General features: G+C 66.1%; 23 protein-coding genes and 1 tRNA gene. 16 read left to right on the top strand and 8 right to left on the bottom strand.

Features of this window, described 5'->3' with window-relative positions; translation table 11 throughout:
- Positions 1 to 131 precede the first annotated feature (131 nt).
- From GGR04_RS17980 to cysN, 7 genes are all read left to right on the top strand, one after another.
- Positions 132 to 1,403 carry a ubiquinone biosynthesis hydroxylase gene (locus tag GGR04_RS17980; RefSeq protein ID WP_183201291.1) on the top strand — a complete coding sequence of 424 codons (1,272 nt, stop codon included), beginning with the start codon at positions 132 to 134 and terminating at the stop codon, positions 1,401 to 1,403.
- A 218-nt stretch (positions 1,404 to 1,621) separates the two neighbouring features.
- Positions 1,622 to 1,960, top strand: a complete 339-nt coding sequence (locus GGR04_RS17975; protein ID WP_183201290.1) for a DUF2849 domain-containing protein — start codon at positions 1,622 to 1,624, stop codon at positions 1,958 to 1,960.
- A gap of 87 nt (positions 1,961 to 2,047) precedes the next feature.
- Positions 2,048 to 3,727, top strand: a complete 1,680-nt coding sequence (locus tag GGR04_RS17970) for a nitrite/sulfite reductase (protein ID WP_183201289.1) — start codon at positions 2,048 to 2,050, stop codon at positions 3,725 to 3,727.
- The gene (locus GGR04_RS17965; protein ID WP_183201288.1) at positions 3,724 to 4,236 is read left to right on the top strand and encodes a DUF934 domain-containing protein; all 513 of its coding nucleotides are present in this window, start codon (positions 3,724 to 3,726) and stop codon (positions 4,234 to 4,236) included. Before GGR04_RS17970 ends, GGR04_RS17965 begins: the two co-directional genes overlap by 4 nt.
- A 4-nt stretch (positions 4,237 to 4,240) precedes the next feature.
- A complete protein-coding gene (locus GGR04_RS17960) occupies positions 4,241 to 5,029 on the top strand; it encodes a phosphoadenylyl-sulfate reductase (protein ID WP_183201287.1) in 789 nt (262 codons plus the stop codon).
- A 92-nt stretch (positions 5,030 to 5,121) separates the two neighbouring features.
- Entirely contained in the window at positions 5,122 to 6,024 is a 903-nt protein-coding gene (gene cysD / locus GGR04_RS17955; RefSeq protein WP_183201286.1) for a sulfate adenylyltransferase subunit CysD, read from the top strand.
- A complete protein-coding gene (cysN, locus tag GGR04_RS17950) occupies positions 6,024 to 7,844 on the top strand; it encodes a sulfate adenylyltransferase subunit CysN (protein ID WP_183201285.1) in 1,821 nt (606 codons plus the stop codon). Before cysD ends, cysN begins: the two co-directional genes overlap by 1 nt.
- Before the next feature lie 262 nt (positions 7,845 to 8,106).
- On the opposite strand, the gene GGR04_RS17945 is transcribed toward cysN, so the two are convergent.
- From GGR04_RS17945 to GGR04_RS17930, 4 genes are all read right to left on the bottom strand, one after another.
- Entirely contained in the window at positions 8,107 to 8,298 is a 192-nt protein-coding gene (locus GGR04_RS17945) for a Trm112 family protein (RefSeq protein ID WP_183201284.1), read from the bottom strand.
- Between the two features lie 181 nt (positions 8,299 to 8,479).
- The gene (locus tag GGR04_RS17940) at positions 8,480 to 9,160 is read right to left on the bottom strand and encodes an LON peptidase substrate-binding domain-containing protein (protein ID WP_183201283.1); all 681 of its coding nucleotides are present in this window, start codon (positions 9,158 to 9,160) and stop codon (positions 8,480 to 8,482) included.
- 165 nt (positions 9,161 to 9,325) lie between these two features.
- Positions 9,326 to 10,336, bottom strand: coding sequence for a thioredoxin (gene trxA, locus GGR04_RS17935; protein ID WP_183201282.1), 1,011 nt, complete (start codon positions 10,334 to 10,336; stop codon positions 9,326 to 9,328).
- A complete protein-coding gene (locus tag GGR04_RS17930; RefSeq protein WP_183201376.1) occupies positions 10,333 to 10,866 on the bottom strand; it encodes a prolyl-tRNA synthetase associated domain-containing protein in 534 nt (177 codons plus the stop codon). Before GGR04_RS17930 ends, trxA begins: the two co-directional genes overlap by 4 nt.
- Positions 10,867 to 11,180: 314 nt before the next feature.
- On the opposite strand from GGR04_RS17930, the gene GGR04_RS17925 reads away from it, so the two are divergent.
- Positions 11,181 to 11,255: transfer RNA gene (locus GGR04_RS17925), tRNA-Gly, on the top strand.
- A 472-nt stretch (positions 11,256 to 11,727) separates the two neighbouring features.
- Here GGR04_RS17925 and pdxR read toward each other — a convergent pair.
- Positions 11,728 to 13,275, bottom strand: a complete 1,548-nt coding sequence (gene pdxR / locus GGR04_RS17920) for a MocR-like pyridoxine biosynthesis transcription factor PdxR (protein ID WP_246393318.1) — start codon at positions 13,273 to 13,275, stop codon at positions 11,728 to 11,730.
- On the opposite strand from pdxR, the gene GGR04_RS17915 reads away from it, so the two are divergent.
- The 6 genes from GGR04_RS17915 (at position 13,274) to GGR04_RS17890 (ending at position 17,713) form a co-directional block, all read left to right on the top strand.
- Positions 13,274 to 13,513: a thioredoxin family protein gene (locus GGR04_RS17915; RefSeq protein ID WP_210291864.1), complete on the top strand. Its 240-nt coding sequence runs from the start codon at positions 13,274 to 13,276 to the stop codon at positions 13,511 to 13,513. The two genes, pdxR and GGR04_RS17915, sit on opposite strands and share 2 nt — an antisense overlap.
- The gene (locus GGR04_RS17910; RefSeq protein ID WP_183201280.1) at positions 13,513 to 14,220 is read left to right on the top strand and encodes a glutamine amidotransferase; all 708 of its coding nucleotides are present in this window, start codon (positions 13,513 to 13,515) and stop codon (positions 14,218 to 14,220) included. The genes GGR04_RS17915 and GGR04_RS17910 overlap by 1 nt, the downstream gene beginning before the upstream one ends.
- Positions 14,217 to 14,918, top strand: coding sequence for an MOSC domain-containing protein (locus GGR04_RS17905; RefSeq protein WP_183201279.1), 702 nt, complete (start codon positions 14,217 to 14,219; stop codon positions 14,916 to 14,918). The genes GGR04_RS17910 and GGR04_RS17905 overlap by 4 nt, the downstream gene beginning before the upstream one ends.
- Positions 14,919 to 14,938: 20 nt before the next feature.
- Positions 14,939 to 16,216, top strand: coding sequence for a serine hydroxymethyltransferase (glyA, locus tag GGR04_RS17900; protein WP_376769871.1), 1,278 nt, complete (start codon positions 14,939 to 14,941; stop codon positions 16,214 to 16,216).
- Positions 16,217 to 16,292: 76 nt separating this feature from the next.
- A complete protein-coding gene (pdxY, locus tag GGR04_RS17895; protein ID WP_183201278.1) occupies positions 16,293 to 17,111 on the top strand; it encodes a pyridoxal kinase in 819 nt (272 codons plus the stop codon).
- The gene (locus GGR04_RS17890) at positions 17,108 to 17,713 is read left to right on the top strand and encodes a LysR family transcriptional regulator (protein ID WP_183201277.1); all 606 of its coding nucleotides are present in this window, start codon (positions 17,108 to 17,110) and stop codon (positions 17,711 to 17,713) included. The genes pdxY and GGR04_RS17890 overlap by 4 nt, the downstream gene beginning before the upstream one ends.
- A gap of 9 nt (positions 17,714 to 17,722) precedes the next feature.
- Here GGR04_RS17890 and GGR04_RS17885 read toward each other — a convergent pair whose 3' ends face one another.
- From GGR04_RS17885 to GGR04_RS17875, 3 genes are all read right to left on the bottom strand, one after another.
- Positions 17,723 to 18,958, bottom strand: coding sequence for an NAD(P)/FAD-dependent oxidoreductase (locus GGR04_RS17885; RefSeq protein WP_210291863.1), 1,236 nt, complete (start codon positions 18,956 to 18,958; stop codon positions 17,723 to 17,725).
- A 94-nt stretch (positions 18,959 to 19,052) separates the two neighbouring features.
- The gene (locus tag GGR04_RS17880) at positions 19,053 to 19,247 is read right to left on the bottom strand and encodes a rubredoxin (RefSeq protein WP_210291862.1); all 195 of its coding nucleotides are present in this window, start codon (positions 19,245 to 19,247) and stop codon (positions 19,053 to 19,055) included.
- Between the two features lie 29 nt (positions 19,248 to 19,276).
- Complete coding sequence (locus tag GGR04_RS17875) at positions 19,277 to 20,242, bottom strand: diiron oxygenase (RefSeq protein WP_183201275.1); 966 nt, start codon at positions 20,240 to 20,242, stop codon at positions 19,277 to 19,279.
- A gap of 435 nt (positions 20,243 to 20,677) precedes the next feature.
- Between GGR04_RS17875 and GGR04_RS17870 the strand changes: the two genes are divergently transcribed.
- Complete coding sequence (locus GGR04_RS17870) at positions 20,678 to 21,982, top strand: aminotransferase class I/II-fold pyridoxal phosphate-dependent enzyme (RefSeq protein ID WP_183201274.1); 1,305 nt, start codon at positions 20,678 to 20,680, stop codon at positions 21,980 to 21,982.
- A gap of 155 nt (positions 21,983 to 22,137) precedes the next feature.
- Entirely contained in the window at positions 22,138 to 22,551 is a 414-nt protein-coding gene (locus GGR04_RS17865; protein WP_183201273.1) for a hypothetical protein, read from the top strand.
- The last annotated feature ends 189 nt before the right edge of the window (positions 22,552 to 22,740 follow it).

Below are 22,740 nucleotides of genomic sequence, written 5' to 3'. Positions count from 1 at the left end.
GTGCCCGGCACGCTGGGAGGAGAGCGCGTTGCAGCAGGTCGCCGCCGCGCGGTCAACGCCGGCGCGGTGCCGCCCGTTGCCGACCGTCCCCCGCAGCCTTAAGTCTCCCCTCGACGAGAGGAACCCGCCCCATGTCCGCCATCTCCCCGCCCGACGATCTCGACGGCTCCCCCGCGCGCGCCGACCCCTCGCGTCCCGACATCGTCGTCGCCGGGGCCGGCTATGTCGGCCTGTCGGTGGCCGTCGCGATCAAGCAGGCCGCGCCGGGCCTGGAGGTCGTGGTGGTGGACGCGGCGCCCGACGGCGTCTGGGAGCGCGACACCCGCGCCTCGGCCGTGGCGGCCGCCGCGGTGCGCATGCTCGGCGAACTCGGCGTCTGGCCGGAGATCGCCGGCGAGGCCGAGCCGATCCGCGAGATGATCGTCACGGATTCGCGCACCGCCGACCCCGTGCGCCCGGTGTTCCTCACCTTCGGCGGCGAGCCGCAGGCGGGCGAGCCCTTCGCGCGCATGGTGCCGAACGTGGCGCTGAACGGCGCGCTGCGCCGGCGCGCGCTCGAACTCGGCATAGACGTGCGCTCAGGCACCGCCGTCACCGCGATCGAGGAGCGCCCCGCCGGCCTTCTCGTGCACCTGGGGGCCGAGAGTGTCGAGACGCGCCTGCTCGTGGCCGCCGACGGCGTGAAGTCGGCGATCCGCGACATGGCGGGCATCCGCACCGTGCACCAGGACTACGGCCAGTCCGGCATCGTCGTGACCGTGCGCCACGAGCGCCCGCACGAGGGCCGCGCCGAGGAACATTTCCTGCCCGCCGGCCCCTTCGCCATCCTTCCGCTGAAGGGCAACCGCTCCTCGCTCGTCTGGACCGAATCCACCGCCGACGCCGAGCGGCTGCTGCGGGCCGACGACATGGTGTTCGAGCTCGAGCTCGAGCAGCGCTTCGGCCTGAAGCTCGGCCGCCTCGAAGTGGAGGGGCGCCCGCGCGCCTTCCCGCTCGGGCTCACCATCGCGCGGGACTTCGTGCGCCCGCGCGTGGCGCTGGCGGGCGATGCCGCGCACGGCATCCACCCGATCGCCGGCCAGGGCCTCAATCTCGGCTTCAAGGACGCCGCGGCGCTCGCCGAGGTCGTGGTCGAGGCCGCACGCCTCGGCCGCGACATCGGCGCGCTCGACGTCTTGGAGACCTACAGCCGCTGGCGCCGCTTCGACACGGTGCAGATGGGCGTCACCACCGACCTCCTCAACCGGCTCTTCTCCAACGACAATCCGCTGCTGCGGGGCCTGCGCACCTTCGGCCTGTCGCTCGTCGATCGCGCGCCCTTCGCCAAGGCCCATTTCATCCGGCAGGCGGCGGGACTGACCGGCGGCCCCTCGCCGCGCCTGCTGCAGGGCGAGGCGATCTGAGCGGCACGCGCCCCCTAGGTTTGCGCGGGGGACGGGGTGCCGGAGCAAATTTATCCGCTGAGGGCGGGGCCTTTGGAACGGGCGGCGGTGCAACCGCTCTGGCCTTTGCCTATCTAGAACCGATACAAACGCCCGCAGCGTCCGGACCAGCGTCCGGGCCGTAGGCGTCGGCACGAGCGCATGGCGCGTGCCATTCGAGACAGGGAACCGAACGCACGATGGTCAGCGACGTCAAGGCGAATGCCAAGGTGAAGGGGCCGAAGCTCCCCGTCATCATGACCGCCAACGACCTTCTCGACGGCGAGGTGGTGTTTTTGACGCGCGCGGGCTGGAGCTTCGATCCGCACGCTGCGCTCATTGCCGACGACGCCGAGACCGCCGCCTGGATGGAGGAGGAGGGCCGCGCGGGCTTCAAGGCCAACCGGATCGTCGACCCCTATCTCGTGCCGGTGGAGCGGGCGGCCGACGGCTTTCCGGTGGCCTCGCACTTTCGCGAGGCGATCCGCCAGAAGGGCCCGACGGTCCTGACGCAGTACGGCAAGCAGGCCGATTTTTGACGATGCGGGGGTGAGGAGCGGCGGACGCGCCCTCCCCGCCCCGCCCCAGCGGCGCCGGGATCCCGTGCGACGCGCCAGGAGGACGAGATGTATCGCTACGACGAGTTCGACGAGCGCTTCGTGCGCGAGCGGGTGGCCCAGTTCCGCGACCAGGTGGAACGGCGCCTCGACGGCTCGCTGTCCGATGACGAGTTCAAGCCGCTGCGACTGAAGAACGGGCTCTATCTCCAGCTCCACGCCTACATGCTGCGCGTCGCCGTGCCCTACGGCACGCTGAACTCGAAGCAGCTGCGCCAGATGGCGCACATCGCCAAGACGTTCGACAAGGGCTACGCGCATTTCACCACGCGCCAGAACCTCCAGTACAACTGGCCGAAGCTGAAGGATGTGCCGGAGATCCTCGATCTCCTGGCAGACGTCGAGATGCACTGCATCCAGACCTCCGGCAACTGCATCCGCAACGTCACGGCCGACCAGTTCGCGGGCGTCGCCGCCGACGAGGTGGAAGACCCGCGTCCGACGGGCGAGTTGATCCGCCAGTGGTCGAGCCTCCACCCGGAATTCTCCTGGCTGCCGCGCAAGTTCAAGATCGCCGTCACCGGCGCTGAGCACGACCGCGCGGCGATCAAGGTGCACGACATCGGCCTGCGCATCCTGCGCCATCCCGAGACGGACGAGGTCGGCTACGAGGTGATCGTCGGCGGCGGCCTCGGGCGCACGCCGATGGTGGGCAAGGTGATCCGCGACTTCCTGCCCAAGGGCGAGCTCCTCGCCTATCTCGAAGCCGTGATGCGCGTCTACAATGCCGAAGGGCGGCGCGACAACAAGTACAAGGCGCGGGTGAAGATCCTCGTCCACGAGATCGGCACCGACGAGTTCACCGCCCGCGTCGAGCACGAATACGCCCAGCTGAACGGGCCGACCGTCAACGCGCCGGCCGAAGAGGTCGAGCGGATCGCGCGCTACTTCGCGCCGCCCGCCTACGAGACGCTGCCCGACACCTCCGACGTCTTGGCCAGGGCCCGCGCTGCCGACCCCGAGCTCGACCGCTTCGTGGAGCAGAACGGCTTCGCCCATCGCCAGCCCGGCTACGTCGCGCTCACCGTCTCGCTGAAGCCGATCGGCGGCGTGCCCGGCGACATGAGCCATGACCAGATGCGCGCCTTCGCCGACATCGCCGAGCGCTTCTCGTTCGACGAGCTGCGCGTCACGCACGTGCAGAACCTCGTGCTGCCGCATGTGCGCCAGGACGACGTGCCGGCCGTCTACGCCGCGCTGAAGGCGGCGGGGCTCGCCACCGCCAATGCCGGGCTCGTCACCGACATCATCGCCTGCCCCGGCCTCGACTATTGCGCGCTCGCCACCGCCCGCTCGATCAACATCGCGCAGGACATCGCCGCGACCTTCGCCTCGGAGGAGCGCCAACGCGAGCTCGGGCCCCTGCAGATCAAGATCTCCGGCTGCATCAACGCCTGCGGCCACCACCATGTCGGCCATATCGGCATTCTCGGCTTGGAGAAGTCCGGCCGCGAGAACTACCAGATCACGGTGGGGGGCGACGCCTCCGAGCACGCGGCGCTCGGCGAGCGCGTCGGCCCCGGCATCGACGGCGACCAGGTGCCCGGCGCCGTGGAGGCGCTGGTGGCCGTCTACATGAGCGAGCGGCAGGCCGGCGAGGAGTTCATCGAAACCGTGCGCCGCACCGGCCTCGAGCCCTTCAAGCAGGGCTTCACCGCCTATGTCGCCCGCGTCGGAGAGCCGGCATGACGCTGCTCGTGGACGCAACCGGCCCGAAGGACGACGCCTTCGAGCGGATCGAGGACGGGGCCGCGCTGTCGCTGCATCCCGGCGCCGTGATCGTGCCGCTCACCGTGATCGATCAGGCCATCGCCGACCGGCGCAACGCGCCGCTCGGCCTGCATGTCGCCAACGACACGCCGGTCTCGGCGGTGGAGCCCTATCTCGGCGCGGTGGCGCTGATCTCGATCGGCTTTCCCTCCTTCTCGGACGGGCGTGGGCTGTCGCTCGCCAAGCGCCTGCGCCGTGCCGGCTTTTCGGGCACGCTGCGCGCCAGCGGGCCGCTGATCGCCGACCAGTTCGCCGAGGCGCTCGCCTGCGGCTTCGACGAGGTGGCCGTGCCCGCCGAGATGGCCGCGCGCCAGCCCGCCGGGCAGTGGGTGAAGGCCCGGTCCATCGTCCACGACCACTACCAGACCGGCTACGGCGAGGATGCGAGCATCCTGCAGAAGCGCCTCGCCGCGGCGCGGGGGACCTGACCCCATGGACCGGACGCTCGAGACCATCGCCGCGGACCTGAACGAGGCCTTCGCGGCGCTGACGCCGCTGGAGCGTCTGCAGCGCCTCGTCGCCGAGGTGCCCGGTCGCATTGTCTTCACCACCTCGCTCGGCATCGAGGACCAGATGATCACCCATCTGATCTTCCGCAACGCGCTGCCGATCAATGTGGTGACGCTCGACACCGGCCGCCTGTTTCCCGAGACCTACGCGCTCTGGCAGAAGACCGAGGAGACCTACGGGCGCCGCATCAAGGCCAAGTACCCGCAGGCCGAGGCGCTGGAAGAGCTGATCGACGACCAGGGCATCAACGGGCTCTATTTCGCGCCGGAGATGCGCAAGGCCTGCTGCGGCGTGCGCAAGGTCGAGCCGCTGGCGCGCGCCCTCGATGGTGCTGCGCTCTGGATCACCGGCCTTCGCCGCGACCAGTCGGCCAACCGCGAGCGGCTGGACTTCGTCTCCTTCGACGGCGCGCGGCAGGTGGTGAAGGCCAATCCGCTCTTCGACTGGACGCGCGACGAGATCCGCCTCTTCACCGAGGAGAACGCGGTTCCCGTCAACGAGCTTCACGCGCAGGGCTTCCTCTCCATCGGCTGCGCCCCCTGCACGCGGGCGATCCGCCCCGGCGAGGTCGAGCGCGCCGGCCGCTGGTGGTGGGAGGAGGAGACGCGCCGCGAATGCGGGCTGCATGTCGACGGCGAGGGCCAGCCGGTGCGCGCCGAGGACGGCGGCCCGGCGCCGGGCGACAGCGCCTTCGAGACCATCCCGTCCTAATTTTCTTTCGCCCGGCCTCGTCGCCGGGCGCTTTCCATGCGACGCCGGACGCGCTTCGAGAGCGCGACGGGCCGGAGGTTCCAGAGATCCCCATGACACCGATGACCCATCTGCAGCGGCTGGAAGCCGAGTCGATCTTCATCATCCGCGAGGTGGCGGCCACCGCCGAGAACCCGGTGATGCTCTATTCGATCGGCAAGGATTCGGCCGTCATGCTGCATCTGGCGATGAAGGCCTTCGCGCCGGGCAAGCTGCCCTTCCCGCTCATGCATGTCGACACGACCTGGAAGTTCCGGGAGATGATCGAGTTCCGAGACCGCATCGCGCGCGAATATGGCCTCGACCTCATCGTCCACACCAACCAGGAAGGGCTGAAGGCGGGCATCAACCCCTTCGATTCCGGCTCGCGCGTCCACACCGACGTGATGAAGACCGAGGCGCTCAAGCAGGCGCTGAACATTCACAAGTTCGACGCGGCCTTCGGCGGCGCGCGGCGCGACGAGGAGAAGAGCCGCGCCAAGGAGCGCGTCTTCTCGCTGCGCTCGGCCGAGCACCGCTGGGAGCCCAAGAACCAGCGCCCCGAGCCCTGGCACCTCTTCAACACCCGCAAGCGCCAGGGCGAGAGCTTCCGCGTCTTCCCCTTGTCCAACTGGACCGAGGCCGACGTCTGGGACTACATCGCGCTCGAAAACGTGCCGGTGGTGCCGCTCTACTTCGCCAAGCCCCGCCCCGTGGTGCGGCGCGACGGCACGCTGATCATGCGCGACGACGACCGGATGAAGCTGCTGCCGGGCGAGGAGGTCGAGGAGATGCTGGTGCGCTTCCGCACGCTCGGCGACTATCCGCTGACCGGCGCGGTGCGCTCCGATGCCGCGACGCTGCCCGAGATCATCGCCGAGATGCGCTCCTCGCGCTCCTCGGAGCGGGAGGGCCGGGTGATCGACCGCGACGGCGGCGCCTCGATGGAAGAGAAGAAGCAGGAAGGGTATTTCTGATGTCCGCCACGACCCGGACCGACGCTTCCCGCGATCTCGACGTCGCGCACGAGCCCGAGGGCGACGCCGTGCTGGCGGCCACCACCAACCCTGCTGCCATCCGCGAGGCGGAAATCTTCGCCGGCCCCGCGCCCGACGAAGCCGTGGCGCCGCTGGAGGCGGCCCTCGTCGCTCCCGTTTCGGAGCCCGCACCGGCCGCCGTCCCGATCCCCGACGCGCCCGCCATCGCCGCGCCGAAGGCCTCGCTCCTGCGCTTCATCACCTGCGGCTCGGTGGACGACGGTAAGTCGACGCTGATCGGGCGCCTGCTCTTCGACACCAACTCGGTGTTCGACGACCAGATGGACGCGCTGAAGCGCGATTCGCGCAAGTTCGGCACCACGGGCGAGGATCTCGACTTCGCGCTCCTCGTCGACGGGCTGACGGCCGAGCGCGAGCAGGGGATCACGATCGACGTCGCCTACCGCTACTTCTCGACCGCGCACCGCGCCTTCATCATCGCCGACACGCCCGGCCACGAGCAGTACACGCGCAACATGGCGACCGGCGCCTCCCAGGCCGAGCTCGCCGTGATCCTCGTCGACGCGCGCAAGGGCATCCTTCCGCAGACGCGCCGCCATTCCTTCATCACCTCGATGGTCGGCATCAAGTCGGTGGTGGTGGCGATCAACAAGATGGATCTGGTCGATTTCGACCAGACGACCTTCGACGACATCGTCGCCGGCTACGAGGCCATCCGCGGCCAGCTCGGCTTCACCGAGGTCACCTACATCCCGCTCTCGGCCAAGAACGGCGACAACCTCATCACGCGCTCGGCCAACACGCCCTGGTATCGCGGTGCGACCCTGATCGAGACGCTGGAGAGCGTCCAGCCGACGACGTTGCAGGCGGGCTCGAGCCGCTTCCGCCTGCCGGTGCAGTGGGTCAACCGCCCCAATCTCGACTTCCGCGGCTTCTGCGGCACGATCGCCGGCGGGCGCATCGCCAAGGGCGACAGCGTGCTCTCGCTGCCGAGCCGCCAGCGCTCCACCGTGCGCGCCGTCTACGGGCCCGGCGGCGAGGTCGATCAGGCCGGCGACGGCGAGGCGGTGACGCTGACGCTCAACGACGAGATCGACGCCTCGCGCGGCGACGTCATCGTGCGCGTCGACGATCCCATCGCTGCGCACAAGCTGGTGGAGGCCGAGATCCTCTGGATGGTGGAGCGGCCGCTCGTCGCGGGCGGGCGCTTCGTGGCGCGGATAGGCTCCGCGCAGACGCCCGCCAACGTGCGCGCGCTCAACGAGGCCGTCGACATCCATTCCTACGAGCCGCGCCCCGCCAACGCGCTTCTGATGAACGAGATCGGCCGCATCACGCTCGCCTTCGACCGGCCGCCGGTCTCCACCACCTATGCCGAGAGCCGCGAGCTCGGCGCCTTCATCCTCATCGACCAGCTGACGAACGAGACGGTGGCGCTCGGCGTCGTCACCAGCGTGCCGCGCGAGCCCGAGCCGGAGGTGGCTGCTCTTCCGGCCAGCGCCTCGGCCACCGCAACGCTGCCGCCGCGCACCGCGACCGAGCGGTTCCGCGCGGAATGGCTCGGTCCCTCGCTCGCCGCCGATCCCGCGCGCGCGCGTGGCGTCACGCTGTTCCGCGGCGCGGCGGCCATCGGCATGGCGATCCTCGCGCTGATCCTCGGACTGGCGCTCTGGAAGGCCGTGATCCTCGGCGTCCTCGACTTCACGCTGCGCCCGCTCCTGCGCCGGCTGATGGTGCCGGCCGAGACCGAAAACCGCCCGGTGGACCCGACCGACGTGCGCGACGGCATGGGCATCTGAACCCGGCGGTGTGAGACGTGCACGTCGCGACCGTCCCTAGTCTTTGCGGACGCGCTCCATCGCCGGACAGCGACGAGGGTCAGGCTCGAAAGGTGCGCCCTCCCCGACCCGTGGCCGCCGAAATCGCTCTTGGCACGACCGCCCCCCGACTTCACTTGAGTCGGAGCAGCCACAGCCTGCCTCGCTGACAGCACGGGCGCGTCCAGCGTGTCGCCGTTGCCCGCCCCATGAGGAGCGAGCGTCGGCGTCGCAGTGCCCCGCCTCAGTCCAACTCGCGCGCTTCCGATGGCAGCATGATCGGGATGCCGTCGCGGATGGGATAGGCGAGTTTGGCGGCGACCGATACGAGTTCGGCGCGCTCGGGATCGTAGCGCAGCACCGTCTTCGTCAGCGGACAGACGAGAAGCTCCAGCAGCTTGGGGTCGGGTCGCGGTCGGGTCGTCTCGTCGGTCATCGTCTCGTTCTCGTCCAGTGGGTTTTCGGGTTGGGCACGGTCCGGGCTCGGCGGATCTCCGACCTGGCCTCGGAACGGTTCTGGTCCAAAGCCCTGCGGTTCCGGTCCAAGGTCCGAACGAGCTGCCGACCGGGTTAGGGCCCGCGTGCGCCTAGCCGAGGAGCCGCCCGCGAGCGTCCGCCTATTGCAGGATCTGCGGGCCACCGTCCTCGGAGCTCTCGCGCGCCAGCGAGATCTCGGTGATGGCGACGAGCGTCGCAGCGCGGGTCTTGAGGTCGGGCGCCTCCAGAAGCGCCTGCTTCTCGGCGGCCCCGTAGGGCGACATCATCGACAGCGCGTTGACGAGCGTCTCGTTGGAGGCCTTCACCACGCTGTCCCAGTCCGCCTCCAGCTGGTTGGCGTCGAGATACTGCCGGAAGGCCTTAAGCAGCGCGTCTCGGTCCACCTCGTCCGCGCCTTCGCCGAGCTCGAGATCGCCCGCGAAGGGCGCCACCCGGCACGTCCGGTAGGGCAGATCGTCATCCAGTTCCTCGAGCACGCGAAACCGCACGATGCCCTGGAGGTTCAGGAGATAGCGCCCGTCGCCGGTCTCGGTGAGCGAGGTGATGCGCCCGAGGCACCCGACGGCGCAGAGTTCCGGCTCGTCGTCGGCGCGCACCGCACCGTCGAGCCGGGGCTGGATCATTCCGACGACGCGCGAGCCGCCCATCGCCTCGTCGATCATCGCGAGATAGCGGGGCTCGAAGATGTTGAGCGGCATCTGCCCGCCCGGCAGCAGCAACGCGCCGGTCAGCGGAAAGACCGCCACCACGTCCGGCAGATCGTCCTCGCGGCGATAGTTGACGTTTCCGGCCTGAACCACTGCATGTCTCCCCTTGGCGTCCACCGGAACTGGCGCGGCACCCGACGAACTCAAGGGGATGCGACGCCGCGAAACGGCGTCGCGGCCCGGATCGAGGATCGCTGCCCCGGCCCGCCTCGTCCCGCATGGGCCGCGCCGCGCGACGGCAGCACGGCGGGAACCGCCCTAGCGAAAGAGCAGCGAGGAGAGCTTGCGGCGGCCCTCCTTCGTGGCCGGGTCCATCGGCCCCCAGACCTCGAAGAACTCCACGAGCTTGCGCCGGGCGCCGTCGTCGTCGAAGGCGCGGTCGCGGCGGATGATCTCGAGGAGATGGCCGGCCGCCGTGTCGCGCTCGCCGCGCGCCTGCGCGATGAGCGCCAGATCGTAGCGCGCCTGGTGGTCGTCGGGATCGCCCTCGAGGCGCGCCTGCAGCGTGGCGGCGTCGCCGAGCCCCGCCAGTTCCTCGGCGAGCTTCAGCCGCGTCTTCACGGTGGCGAAGGCGGCGTCGTCGAGCATGGCCGGCGACACCTGATCCACCACCGATTTCGCGCGCTCCGTGTCGCCGGCCGCGAGGTAGCATTCGGCAAGACCCGCGGCGGCCGGGGCGCTTTCGGGATCGTGCTGCAGCACGGCGCCGAAGATCTGCGCGGCGCCTGCGAGATCGCCCGCGCCCAGCGCCTCGCGCGCCTGCGCCAACGCCTCGGCCACGGGATCGCCGCCCGGGGCCGCGACGCCCGCGGTCAGCCGGTCGATGAAGGCCTTGACCTCGCTCTCGGGCAGCGCGCCCATGAATCCGTCCACCGGCTGCCCGTCGACGAAGGCGAAGACGGCCGGGATCGACTGGACGCCGAGCTGGCCGGCGATGGAGGGATGCTCGTCGATGTTCATCTTCACGAGCTTGACGCGCCCGCCGGCGGCCTGCACCGCGCGCTCGAGGATCGGCGTCAGCTGCTTGCAGGGGCCGCACCACGGCGCCCAGAAATCCACGAGCACCGGCTGTCTGCGCGATTCGCGCACCACGTCGGCCGAGAAGTTCGCCGTGGTCGTGTCCTTCACGAGATCGCCCGGGGCCGGCGCGGCCGTGGGGGCGCCCATGCCCGGCATGCCTGCGGGAGCGGCGGCCGGAGCCGCGGCGCCGGTGGTGGTCTGCCGTCCGTAGCCGCCGCCGAGGCCGGCACCGTAGGGATTGTCACTCATCGGATTGATCCGTTCGAAGGTTCGTCTGCGGTCGTCGCCTCCAGTACCGCGACCAGCGGCTCGTGCCCGGTGGCGGCGAAGAAGCGCATGAGATCGTCGCGGGCGATCGAGGTGGTGGCCCGGTTCGTCAGCGGGTGGCAGTTCCAGATATCGGACGCCATCAGCGCGGCATCAAGGACGAGCCGCACCGCGCCGTCGCGGTCGTTCAGCGTGCCGAAGGCGGTCACCGAGCCCGGCTCGACGCCGAGATGGGTTCGCATTTGGTCGGGGCCGGCAAAGGAGAGGCGGCCCTGCCCGCCGATGCGCCCGTGCAGGGTCTTCAGATCCACCGCCGTGCCCTCCTCGGCGACCACGAGGAAGAGCCGGCTCTTCTTGTCCTTCAGGAACAGGTTCTTCGTGTGCGCGCCGGTGATGCGCCCGCGCAGTGCGCGCGATTCCTCCACCGTGTGCACCGCCTCGTGCGCCAGCGTGCGCGTGGTCAAGCCGGCGGCATCGAGGAAGGCGGCGAGTTCGGGCGCGAGCGCCGCCATCGCCGCGTCGGGATGCGAGAAGGGCGCGTCGCGATCGCCGTCCATCATGTCGTCCTCTCCCTGCCGGCCTTGCAAGCCCCTCGGATCGTTCCCCGCCTCCATGGCGCGCAGGCCGCCCGATCGTCAAGCCGGACCCGGATGGCGCGCCCGACGCCTCCCGCTCCGCGGCGTCGCGGCGCCCGCCCCTCCTCCGCGGCAGAGGGAACGACGAACCGACGCATCGACCGTCTTTTCCCTGTTGCAATCTAAATCCGAATCGGCGATAAGCCGCTCATCCGCAGCGCACGCCACACGGCGACGCCAGCGGGGAGCGGGCGGGCGTAGCTCAGTGGTAGAGCACAACCTTGCCAAGGTTGGGGTCGTGGGTTCGAATCCCATCGCCCGCTCCAAATTTTACGTATAAATTCAATCATATATGAGGATCCCTGCGGGATCTTTTCTGGAGACATATCCTGTGAGGATGCGGCTTGTCTCCATATTGTCTCCAGCGGAACGCTAGCTCACGGCGGCTTTCGGATACGGTAGCGTTTACGGCCCCACTTCCGCTGCCGTCTCACCTTTTGCCCGATACGCTATTGGAGACATGAGTCGGCGCCTGTGGAGACAACGGCCACCTGTGGAGACAAACTGGCAGAGGTCAGATTCTCGAATGACAGGTCCCTTCCGGATTCGCGCTGGTGGAGGTGACGTGGAAATCGATGAGGATGCGATCAAACGATCAGCGATCCGGTGAGCGAGGCAAAGCCTGTCGTGCTCACCACAGAATGCATCGTACGATCCGACCGCCTGTTTCGGAGGATGTTCTCGAACCAGGAGTGTAGAGGTTGAGACACCTGCCATCGAAGATGCTTTTCCCATACGTTATGGCATCGTCATTGCGAGGATTTCGACAGCTCGGCTCGTTTCAACGTCGTCAAGGCTCGCAAAGCCTAGCCGAAAGGCTTGCGGGGCACGCACGAGGTCAAGGCATTGCGACATCGCAGGCGTGACAGCCAAACCGTGACGCCGTGCTTCGTGGCTCCATCGTTCAGCGTCGAGCCCGGGTAGCAATCGCGTCCACAGCGCGAGACCACCCGGCGGGATCGCAAAATCGAGGTAAGCGCCGAGCTTGCTCGTCAACGAGCGCGCCAAGAGATCACGCCGGGCCTGATAGATTCTCCGCGTCTTGCGAGCATGGCGGCCGAGGTCACCTTCCCGCAGGAGAATCGCGACGGCGTGCTCCAGTGGCACGTCTCCCTGGCGGTCGATCGCCTGACGATCGTCGGCCATGCGTTGGAGCAGGTCGACCGGTCCCGTCGCGTAGCCAAGGCGTATGCCCGGCGCGAGCACCTTGGACAGGGATCCGACATAGAGGACCGGCACGTCACCTGCGCGCGAGGCGAGCGGCAGAACCGGCTTGCCGTCGAAGCGATACTCGTGATCGTAGTCGTCCTCGACGATCGTCAGACCGTGACGACGCGCCACGTCCAGCAGACGGATCCGGCGCCCGGCGCCCATCGTCACCGTCGTCGGATATTGGTGGTGCGGCGTGACGTAGACGGCACGCAGCTTCTGCTCGGATACCGCCAAGCGCTCGAGATGCTCGACCGACAATCCGTCGGCGTCGACGGGAACGCCCACGACCCGCGCGCCCGCCGCACGGAAAGCGGTGACGGCAAGCGGATAGCCCGGCTCTTCCACTGCGATCACCTCGTCCCGCTCGAGCAATGCGCCGGCGGCCAGAAACAGCGCCATCTGACTGCCGCGTGTCACGAGGATGTCGGCGGGCGCCAGCGCAAGGCCGCGTTCCGCCGAGAGATGCTCACAGAGCGCCTCCCGCAGTGCAAGTGCGCCGCGGGGGTCGCCATAGCCCGAGGCGCGTAGGAACTCCGGCGTCGTCAGCGCGCGCCTGAAGGCCCTTGCCAGTTCCGCCCGCGGCAGCAGCCTCGCGTCGGGCGCGCCGTCCGAGAAGAACAGCATCGGTGGCCCACCGCACGTCGGCAGAGAGACCGTGCTTCGAACCCGACCTTTTTCCGCTGCAGGACCGGGATGGATCGAACCGGCGGTCGGCATCGCCGGCAGATCGCGAGCGACGAAGGTGCCGCGCGATGGCTCGGCGACGAGCCAGCCCTGCATGACCGCCTCGTGATAGGCGGCATCGACCGTGTTGCGGTGGATCTTCAAAGACACGGCCAGCGCCCGCGTGCCGGGCAACTTTCGGCCCGGCTCCAGTCGGCCGGCGTCGATCGCCGCAATGATGGCCCGGCTGAGTTGGAGGAAGACCGGCGCCGCTGAGTGCTCGTCCAACTCGAACGCGATCTCCAGCATCGACCGGCCTAGCTCTATTCTCGAAACCGGCACATCCATACCAGCCACGACCAACGTAGGCCATAGATCGTTCCCGCCGACAATCCAAAGGACGATCATCATGACCAAAGCGATCTTCTATCACGCGGGCTGCCCGGTCTGTGTCGATGCGGAGCAGCACGTCGCCGGCGCCTTGGACCTTAGCCGCTACGAGGTGGAGAGCGTCCACCTCGGCGAGGCTCCGGCTCGTGTCGCGGAAGCGAAGGCGGCAGGCGTGCGCTCCGTCCCGGCTCTCGTGATCGATGGTGCCGCCTATCACATCAACCACGGAGCCGACCTCTCGGCGCTGGAGTCGCGCTGATGCTGAAGACGGCGGTGGCGCTGCGCCATGTGGCGTTCGAGGATCTCGGGTCCTTCGAGGCGGTGCTCGCGGCCGCCGGCTACAAGGTCCACTACTACGACATCGGCGTCCACGAGATCTGGACCTTGGAACCGGTGAAGACGGAGCTTGTGATCGTGCTCGGCGGCCCGGTCGGGGTCTATGAGACCGAGACCTATCCGTTCCTCGCCGACGAGCTTGATTTCCTGCGAACCCGGCTTGCGGCGGATCGCCCGACCTTCGGCATCTGCCTCGGCGCCCAGCTGATCGCTGCCGCGCTCGGCGCCAAGGTTCGCCCGACGGGCACCAAGGAGATCGGCTTCGCTCCCCTGGACCTGACCACGGGAGGCGAAGCGTTCGTCCTGCGTCATCTCAAGGATGTGCCGGTGCTGCACTGGCATGGCGACATGTTCGACATTCCCGATGGCGCAGACCGCCTTGCGGAGACGGCGGTCTGCGCTAACCAGGCCTTCGCGCACGGACGCAACGTGATGGGTGTGCAGTTCCACCCGGAAGTCGATGCCGCGGCCGGTTTCGAACGCTGGCTGATCGGGCATGCTCACGAACTGGCGGCCGTCGGCGTCGATCCGCGAGCCTTGAGGGCAGACGCCGAGCGCCATGGGCTTCGCCTGCGGGACGCTGGCCGCGCGATGTTCGCCGAATGGCTCGGCGACCTACGCGTGCCATGAAGACTGTCTTGGGCGCGCTTCTCGTCGGCGATATCAGCCCGTTCGGTCCAACGCGCATACCGAGCGGTATCGACAAGCGACCCGTGCAAGCCCCGGTTCGCTTGCGCCGCGACGGCTTCTCCGGCGACGCGCAAGGCGACCGAAAGCGCCATGGCGGCCCCGACAAAGCTGTCCATCATTATCCGTTCGAGCACTACGCCAAGTGGCTGAGGGAGATCGGGACGCGCGACGTGCTCGCCGCGCCGGGTGCGTTCGGCGAGAATCTGTCGACCCTCGGCCTGACCGAAGAAACGGTCGCGATCGGCGACGTCTTCCGGCTCGGCTCCGCGGTGATCGAGGTCTCGCAGGGCCGGCAGCCCTGCTGGAAGCTCAATCATCGCTTCGGCGTCGCCGACATGGCGCGGCGCGTCCAGACGACCGGGCGCACCGGCTGGTACTATCGCGTTCTGGAGGATGGCTTGGTCTCACCGGGTGATACCCTCCTGCTCCTCGACCGGCGCCTGCCCGGCTGGTCACTCCACCGCCTGTGGCACCTCCTCTACGTCGCCCCGCTCGATCGCGGCGAACTGACCGGCATGGCCGCCTTGCCAGGACTGCCGGAAAGCTGGCGGCGTCTCGCGGAACACCGCCTTTCCACCCGAACCGTCGAGGACTGGAGCCCGCGCCTCGATGGCACGCCACCCGCCCCGATTGCCTAAAGTATATCGAAGGATTTGCGATGACGTCAGCCGTACCCATGGTCGAAACTGCGCTCGATCTTCACTCGCTTGCTGGCGACCTCGAAGTGCTGATGGCCATCGAGGCTGAGGAGGCCCGGCAGCATGACGGCATCGAACTGATCGCCTCGGAGAACATCGCCAGCCGTGCGGTTCGCGCAGCGCAAGGCTCCGTCTTCACCGACAAATATGCCGAGGGCTATCCGGAACGCCGCTACTATGGGGGGTGCGGCCCGTCGGACCGAATCGAGCAATTGGCGATCGACCGCGTTCGCCGGCTGTTCGACGCCGTCTGGGCGAATGTTCAGCCGCATAGCGGTGCGAGTGCCAATCTCGCGGTCTTCTTCGCGCTCCTGCAGCCGGGCGATACGATTCTCGGCCTCGATCTGGCCTGCGGCGGCCACCTGACCCACGGCTCGCCCGTCACCGTGTCGGGCCGCTGGTTCAAGGCCGTGACCTACCAGGTGCGGCGCGACGACGAACACATCGACTATGACGATCTCGCCAGGATCGCGCGGCAGACGCGGCCGAAGCTGATCCTCGTGGGAGGATCGGCCTATGCAAGACGCATCGACTTCGCTCGTGCTCGCGCCATTGCCGATGAGGTCGGCGCTTTCCTCGTGGCCGATATCGCCCACTATGCCGGCCTGATCGTAGCGGACCTCTATCCCAGCCCCGTTCCGCATGCCCATGTCGTGACCTCGACAACGCACAAGACGCTGCGCGGTCCCCGCGGTGGCATCATTCTCTCAAACGACGAGGAAATCGGGCGCCGCGTCGATAAGGCGGTATTCCCGGGGATCCAGGGGGGGCCTCTGATGCACGTCGTCGCCGCAAAGGCGGTTGCCTTCGGCGAGGCGCTGGGCGCCGACTTCCGACGCTACTCTGCGCAAGTCATCGACAATGCGCAGGCGCTCGGCAGCGTGCTTCAGGAGGGCGGCCTGCGCCTGGTCACCGGCGGTACCGATTGCCATCTGCTGCTCGTGGACGTGACGCCTTTCGGCATCGACGGCCGCACCGCGGCCGAAGCTTTGGAGCGTGTCGGGCTGACCGTGAACAAGAACGCCATTCCCTTCGACCTGCATCCGCCGGCACGCCCGTCGGGTATCCGCGTAGGTACGCCTGCCGCGACTTCGCGCGGCTTCGGGATCTCGCAGTTCGAAGAGGTCGGGACGTTGATCCTCGCCGTGTTGAACGGCGTTCGTGCCGGATCGGTCGACGAAGCGGGTATCCGTGGATCTGTTGCACGCCTCACCGCCTCTCATCCGATCGAACGGTGAGGAGAATGCGCCGCCCGACAAAGCGTTTCATCCTGCCTGCCTGTTCCTGGCAGCTTCGCCTGCGAAAAGATGCGCCATGAAGGTGATCTCGATCCAGAGCCAGGTCGTCCACGGTCATGTCGGCAACAGCGCTGCGGTCTTTCCGATGCAGGCGGCGGGCATCGAGGTCGCGGCTGTGCCGACCACGCTTCTGTCGAACCACCCGCACTATCCGACCATGCGCGGGCAGGTGCTCGATGCCGCGCTCGTCGCCGACCTGCTGCTCGGCGTCGAGGAGCGTGGGATCATCGAGGAAGCCTCGTTCCTCGTAACCGGCTATCTCGGATCGGCGGCGATCGCCGAGGTTGTTGCGGATTTCGTGGCACGCGCGAAGGCACACAACCCGAAGCTCACCTATGTCTGCGATCCCGTAATGGGCGACAGCGATACCGGCGTCTATGTCGCCAACGGCATCCTTGAGGTATTCGCTGGCCGCCTTGTGCCGGCCGCCGACATTGTCACGCCGAACCAGTTCGAACTGGAACTGCTGACGGGAAGGTCGATCGCGACGCGAGAGGACCTCGCGGGTGCCCGTTCTCGTCTGGTAGTGGCTGGCTGCCCGCGCGCCGTTGTGACAGGTTGCCACTTCGTCGGCGAACGGGCCGACGAACTGACGACGGTCGTTTGTGAGCCGGACGGCATGACCTTCCTTCGGTCGCGCCGTCTGGACATCCGGCCTGCCGGGACGGGTGACCTGCTGACGGCCTTCATGATCGGCGCTCTGGGAGAGGGTCGTTCGCTACCCACGGCAGCAGCGGGAGCCGTTGAGCGAATGAACGACGTTCTTCGGCGGACGGCTGCCGAGGGCCGCGCCGAAATGGTGGTGATCGAGAAGATGCGCCCGGACCGCATGTGACCATCGAGCTACGCCATCTCCGCTGCGCACTCGCTGCCGCCGACCATGGCAGTTTCCGGCGCGCGGCCGGGGCGCTCGGGGTTCGCCCCTCCTCCGTCAGCCGACGCATTCGGGATCTGGAGGCGATGCTGGACGTCAAGATCTTCGTGCGGAGCAGCGGCGGGGTTCAGGTAACCGCTTCCGGTCAGGGGTTCATCGCACACGCTCGTGAGGCGCTCGACTGTCTGACTCGAGCGCGTGACGTTTCATTCACGTTGCTGCGCGAGGAGAGGCGATCGAAATGTCCGGACACAGATCCAGCAATCGATACTGATAACGTCGCTGACGAGATCTCCCTTGCGGACTTGGCAGAAATAACCCCAAGCGTTTTGATAGCCATCATCGAAGCGCTTCTCACAGCCCTGCGAACATCTCCGATTGATTTAGCCCTGCTCCCGGTTGCGCGCGACGCGCAATGCGGGATCGTTCTTGAAAGGTCCAAGAGTAAAGGCGCCGAATTGATCGATCTCTTTGGCAAGTTCGACGGAAACCCTTTGATCTGTCTCTTCTCCGGCGGAACGATTGGAGGTCAAGAACAGATCTACACTGCCGATCGGAGGTGACTAACCCCTCTATCTCTCTGTGCTGGTCGTCTCCGATGTGCTGATCAGGAAGCGCTGATCGAGTCGTTGATTTTCAGTTGGCGCCGAGAATAGTGAGCGAGCCTCCACGAAGGACCTGGGATCATTGACGCAGTCGATCGCAATCACATGGTCGTCTCGCACATAGGCGACAGAAAAGCGCCCATCCGCCATGTTGCCATGGATCACCTCTCTGTCGTGGTCGAGCGCGAAGCCGATCGTTTGGAGCCGCAGGTCGTTCTGGTGCGACCAGAACCATGGAACACTACGGGCAACAGGAGCCTCACCGCAGAGCGCCCTCGCGACGGTTCCCGACATCTCGACGGCGTTCTGCACCGACTCGATCCGGATCAAGCGACCCGATGCGAAAGGATGGGGCTGAAGCGCGCAGTCGCCTATCGCATGGATATTGGGAAGCATCGTCATTCCGAGTTCGTCAACGATCACGCCATTTCCGGTGGCCGCACCGACTATGCGAAGCGGCTCGACTACCGGATCGATGCCGATGCCGACGATCACGAGATCGGCTGACAACGACTCGCCATCCGCCAGCACAACGCGACATGCCCGCCCGGCAACTCCCTCGACACGATCAATCACACTCGAAAGTCGGACATCGATGCCGTTGGAGCGATGCTCGCGTTCTACGAACCGCGAAATAGATGGCCCGGCGACACGCGACAGAAGGCGCGGACTGGCTTCAATGACGGTGACCTGCTTCCCCAACCCGGTAAGGGTTGCCGCCGTTTCGAGGCCGATATAGCCACCTCCGGCAATGATCACCCGTTCGCTGATCGCCATGTCCCGGTGCAGCCGGTCAACATCCGCTCTGGTCCGAACCGTATGAACCCCATCTAGGTCGTGACCACCGCAGCTTAAGCGTCGCGCTTCGCCGCCTGCGGCCCATACGAGATCACCGTATCCGAAATTGACACCGCTTTCGGTGGTGACCTGTCTCCTCGCCGCGTCGATCGCGACGACACGCTCGTGAGTGCGGAGTGTTACAGCACGGTCCGCCCAGAATTCCGGGGGACGGATCAGGAGTCGTTCGAACGGCTTGCGACCTGCGAGATACTCCTTGGACAGCGGTGGTCGTTCGTAGGGCGCATCTGCTTCGGCAGTCAGGATCGCGATGCTTCCCTTGAAACCGGATTGCCTCAACGCGACTGCGGTGTGGGCACCCCCGTGGCCGCCGCCTACGATTATAATATCGAATTGCATGGTCATATGGATTCCGTAGATCGATCCCGCCCGATGGATGGCGGGCGGCATCGCAATGCCACGAGATAGATCTTCCGCCTCCGGAGGCTCTGCCGCGATTTCAGTAATCCTTGACCACGAAATCATGCTTCGTGGCGCCGCAATCCGGGCAGCACCAGTCTTCTGGGATATCTTTCCATGCGGTGCCGGGAGGAATACCTTCTTCAGGTAAACCCATTTTTTCATCATATACATATTCGCATAGGATGCAGGCATAGATCGGGAGCATATAGTCTGCCTGGACATTGGCGATCATGATATCGTCTCCAGCATTTCAGCGAGGCTTCAGGCTGCGATTCCCAGAAGTCCGAAACTATCCCGCCCGTTCATCGTGTCGAAGACGCCGATGTTGCGCCCGAGATTCACGACGCCTGAATAATCGACCCGCCGGACAGCATTGGCATTCATCGGGCGGCAGTCGGCAACGATCGTCCGACCCTGCACAATGCCCAATTGCGCTAAGACGTCATCCCAGATGTCCAACTCCATGTCGGCGAACCACTCGATCGGTTTGGGCAGAACCTCGGCGAAGAATGCCTGCTGTTTGCGATCCAAGGCGGGATAGAAGGTTTCGGCGAGGCCGGTGAAGACCTTGCTGTGAGCCAGTTCATCGTGACGGTGCGCGGCAACGGTGGCGCGGTTCAGTGTCTGGATCGTATGGCAGTCGGATAGCTGATGCAGATAGTCGCTGACGAAGATTTCCGACACGACGGAGGTAGCCAACTGAACAAGCGTGCGCTGCCAGCCCTCGGAGCAGCCGGCTTTCGCTTCTTCCATGAAGCGAACGAGGTTGAAGGTCGGAATGCGAATGTCGCCCAATCCGCGATAATGCCGTGTGATGCGGCTGGCATTCTCGACCAGCAGGAGATGATAGGCCTCATCCACCAGCGTCTCGCAGACCAGCTTTCGCATCAGCCCGCCTTCCAAGCCAGGAATGCGTCCTTCGAGAGCGTCGTTGCAACTCGGTGTGACGATGGCAGTTTCGATGGCAACCGTCTTGTCGTTGTAGATCAGCCAGCCGCACGACAGGATGCGCTGCCGGTCGCATTCGCTCAACGCTTGATAAAGTGGGTGCTGATGGAATGGGAGCAGGGTTTCGAGAAAATCGTCCCGTGCTGGCTCGAATGTGAGATCAAGCGCCTCTCGGCGAACCTTGGCTCGCGTGTTCCAGCTCTCGCTGATCCGAAGAAGCAACTGCCGCGACTGTGACGGCTCGTCGTGGTGGTCATATCCAATCAGACTTGCATCCATGGTTCATACCCTCCTGCCTTCTGCTCATTGGCCTCGCTAGACTTCACGATCGCCGAGGGAAGCCCGCGACTCGCTTAATGGCATAAGCATCATGGCAAAATGGCCCATGCCAAAACTGAAGGGCCATGTCCACATAAGCTGATGGGAAAAGTATCCCTGCTGCGACCTCGTAGGTAATGGAGACCGCTCAGCCAGTCGGTTTGACAGCGGGCGAGCGACATACCGCAACCGGCGAAAGCACCTTTTGACCGGGCGTTTAGGTACTTATATTCCATAGGAATCACCCGCGGTCAGGGTGGGACAGGCCGCGTTACAAATCGTTTTCTGCTCTAGGCTCGCATCACAGCGCAAAGAGGCGTAGAGACGACGTCAACAAAATTGACCTATGCCAATTGATTGAGCAAAGCGCTTGGAATGTGTTGTCGAGGAGCGAAGATGGACATACTGGAAGGGCGGACATCGGCTGAGATCGCCCGCAATCTGGAGATTGCGATTCGCCAAGGTCAGATTGAAGCGGGCGAGCAATTGCCGCCTGTTCGCGAAGTCGCGGATCGGCTGGGCGTGAATCGAAATACGGTAACCTCGGCATACTCAAGGCTTCGTGACGCAGGGCTGATCATAGGAGCTGGCCGGCAAGGCTCGCGCGTAGCGTTGATACCGAGTGAAAGCGTAAGCCATCCCTTGGACGTAAGAGACCTGGCGTCTGGCAACGTCGATCCACAATTCCTGCCACGGCTCGATGCCTATCTTGGCCACCTTGCGCACGCCCCTGGCGGGTACGAGATGGCTGACGACGAGGAGCGTCTCGTTTCCTTCGGACGCTCACGCTTCGTCGCCGATGGTTTGCCGGCGACCGAGATCGCGGTCATCTCCGGATCGATCGATGCGATCGAACGGGCATTGCGTGCTCGCCTATCTCCCGAAAGTGCGGTGGCCGTGGAGGATCCCGGTTACGTTTCCGTATTGCACCTGCTTCGGGCGATGGAATTTCCGATCATCGCGTTGCAGATGGACGAGGATGGCGTTCGACCCGACTCATTGTCAGACGCCGTGAAAAAAGGCGCCTGCGCAGTCGTGCTGACACCGCGCGCGCAAAATCCGAGTGGCAGGCGGATGACAGCTGATCGAGCTGCCGAACTTGGTCAAGTTCTCGATGTGAATCCAGGCGTTCTCCTATTGGAAGACGATCACGCTGGCGAAGTGTCCGGTGCGTTGCCGGTCAGTTCCGCACCCTCCGATCCGGAGAAGCGGCCTTGGATGACGATCCGATCGGTTTCTAAGTTCCTCGGGCCTGATCTTCGGCTCGCCTTGGCTGCCGGTGACAGCGTAACCATCGCCCGGGTCCGGGATCAGCAAGCGCTAGGCCCACGGTGGGTCAGCCATATACTCCAGCGTCTCGCCTATGAGATGTGGTCAGCACCCGAAACCACCGCTCTCATGAGGGCCGCAGCGCGCAGCTACGAGGCACGTCGTCGATCCCTGATCGAGCAGCTTGCCTCCAACGGCATCGAAGCATTCGGCTCATCCGGCCTGCACGTCTGGGTTCCCGTCGAGCGAGAAGGCGATGTTGTTCAGGCCATGCTATCTCGTGGCTGGTCTATTCAGGCAGGCGAGGTGTTCCGCATTAAAAGCAAGCCGGCAGTGCGTATTGGTGTCGCCAATCTTGTCGAAAGCGAATGCCCAGCCGTAGCCTCCGCCCTCGCTGACAGTCTCAAACGCTCCCGGCGCCTATATACGTAAGCATGTCTGCGGCTATTCATCTGATTAGAATCAAGAAGTATCTATTTTAACGATCGAAATATTCAGATTGCCGATAGTCAATTCTCGGCGTAAACCCGCCGAACTCCATGAACTGACACCATGCGCCGCTCGATCCACGGCGTGTTCCAGTTCGGTTGGCGCTGCGCGATTACGAAGAGGGTTCGCCGCCCCGCGCTGTCGATGAGGACGGCGAGGTAAAGCGGCTTTCTGACGACTCTGCCGACCAGACCGTCAGCGACATCTATCTCCGCAACGATTTCCCGCCCCGCGGGAAGATGAAGGCGAAGCGGCCAGGTGATACGCCGATCGACCGCTATCATAACGCCCTCAATGCTTTCGGCGCGGCTATGCTGGCAGCGGAGGAGACTTTCGGCGACCTGACATCGGTCATCGGAGACGACGGTCAGCCGATCGTCGATGTGCAGGGCGTCGAACCCCGACACACTGAAAACTGGCGGAAGCTCATCGGTCGGCTGGACGAAGAGATGGTCGTGTGGGGCGGACGTTCCGGAAGGCTTATGGCACGGAGGTTCAGGCTTCCGCGCTGACGAGCGACGACGCCGACGCCGACGCCGACGCCGACGCCGACGCCGACGCCGACGAGGAACTGGTTGAGGATTGATCGGTCAAGTGACCGGTCTGGGTCCAGCATCAGGGCTGACCCGTCTCCAATAGAGCGAGGGAATGCCGCTTCGCTCCGTGACGGGTCAGGTTCGAGAGAGAGGCTCTCGGCGCCC

The sequence above is a fragment of the Aureimonas pseudogalii genome (genome assembly GCF_014196835.1).
GTDB lineage: Bacteria > Pseudomonadota > Alphaproteobacteria > Rhizobiales > Rhizobiaceae > Aureimonas > Aureimonas pseudogalii.
Note: the sequence above shows the minus strand (reverse complement) of the source record. Positions and strands in the feature narration are given on the sequence as shown.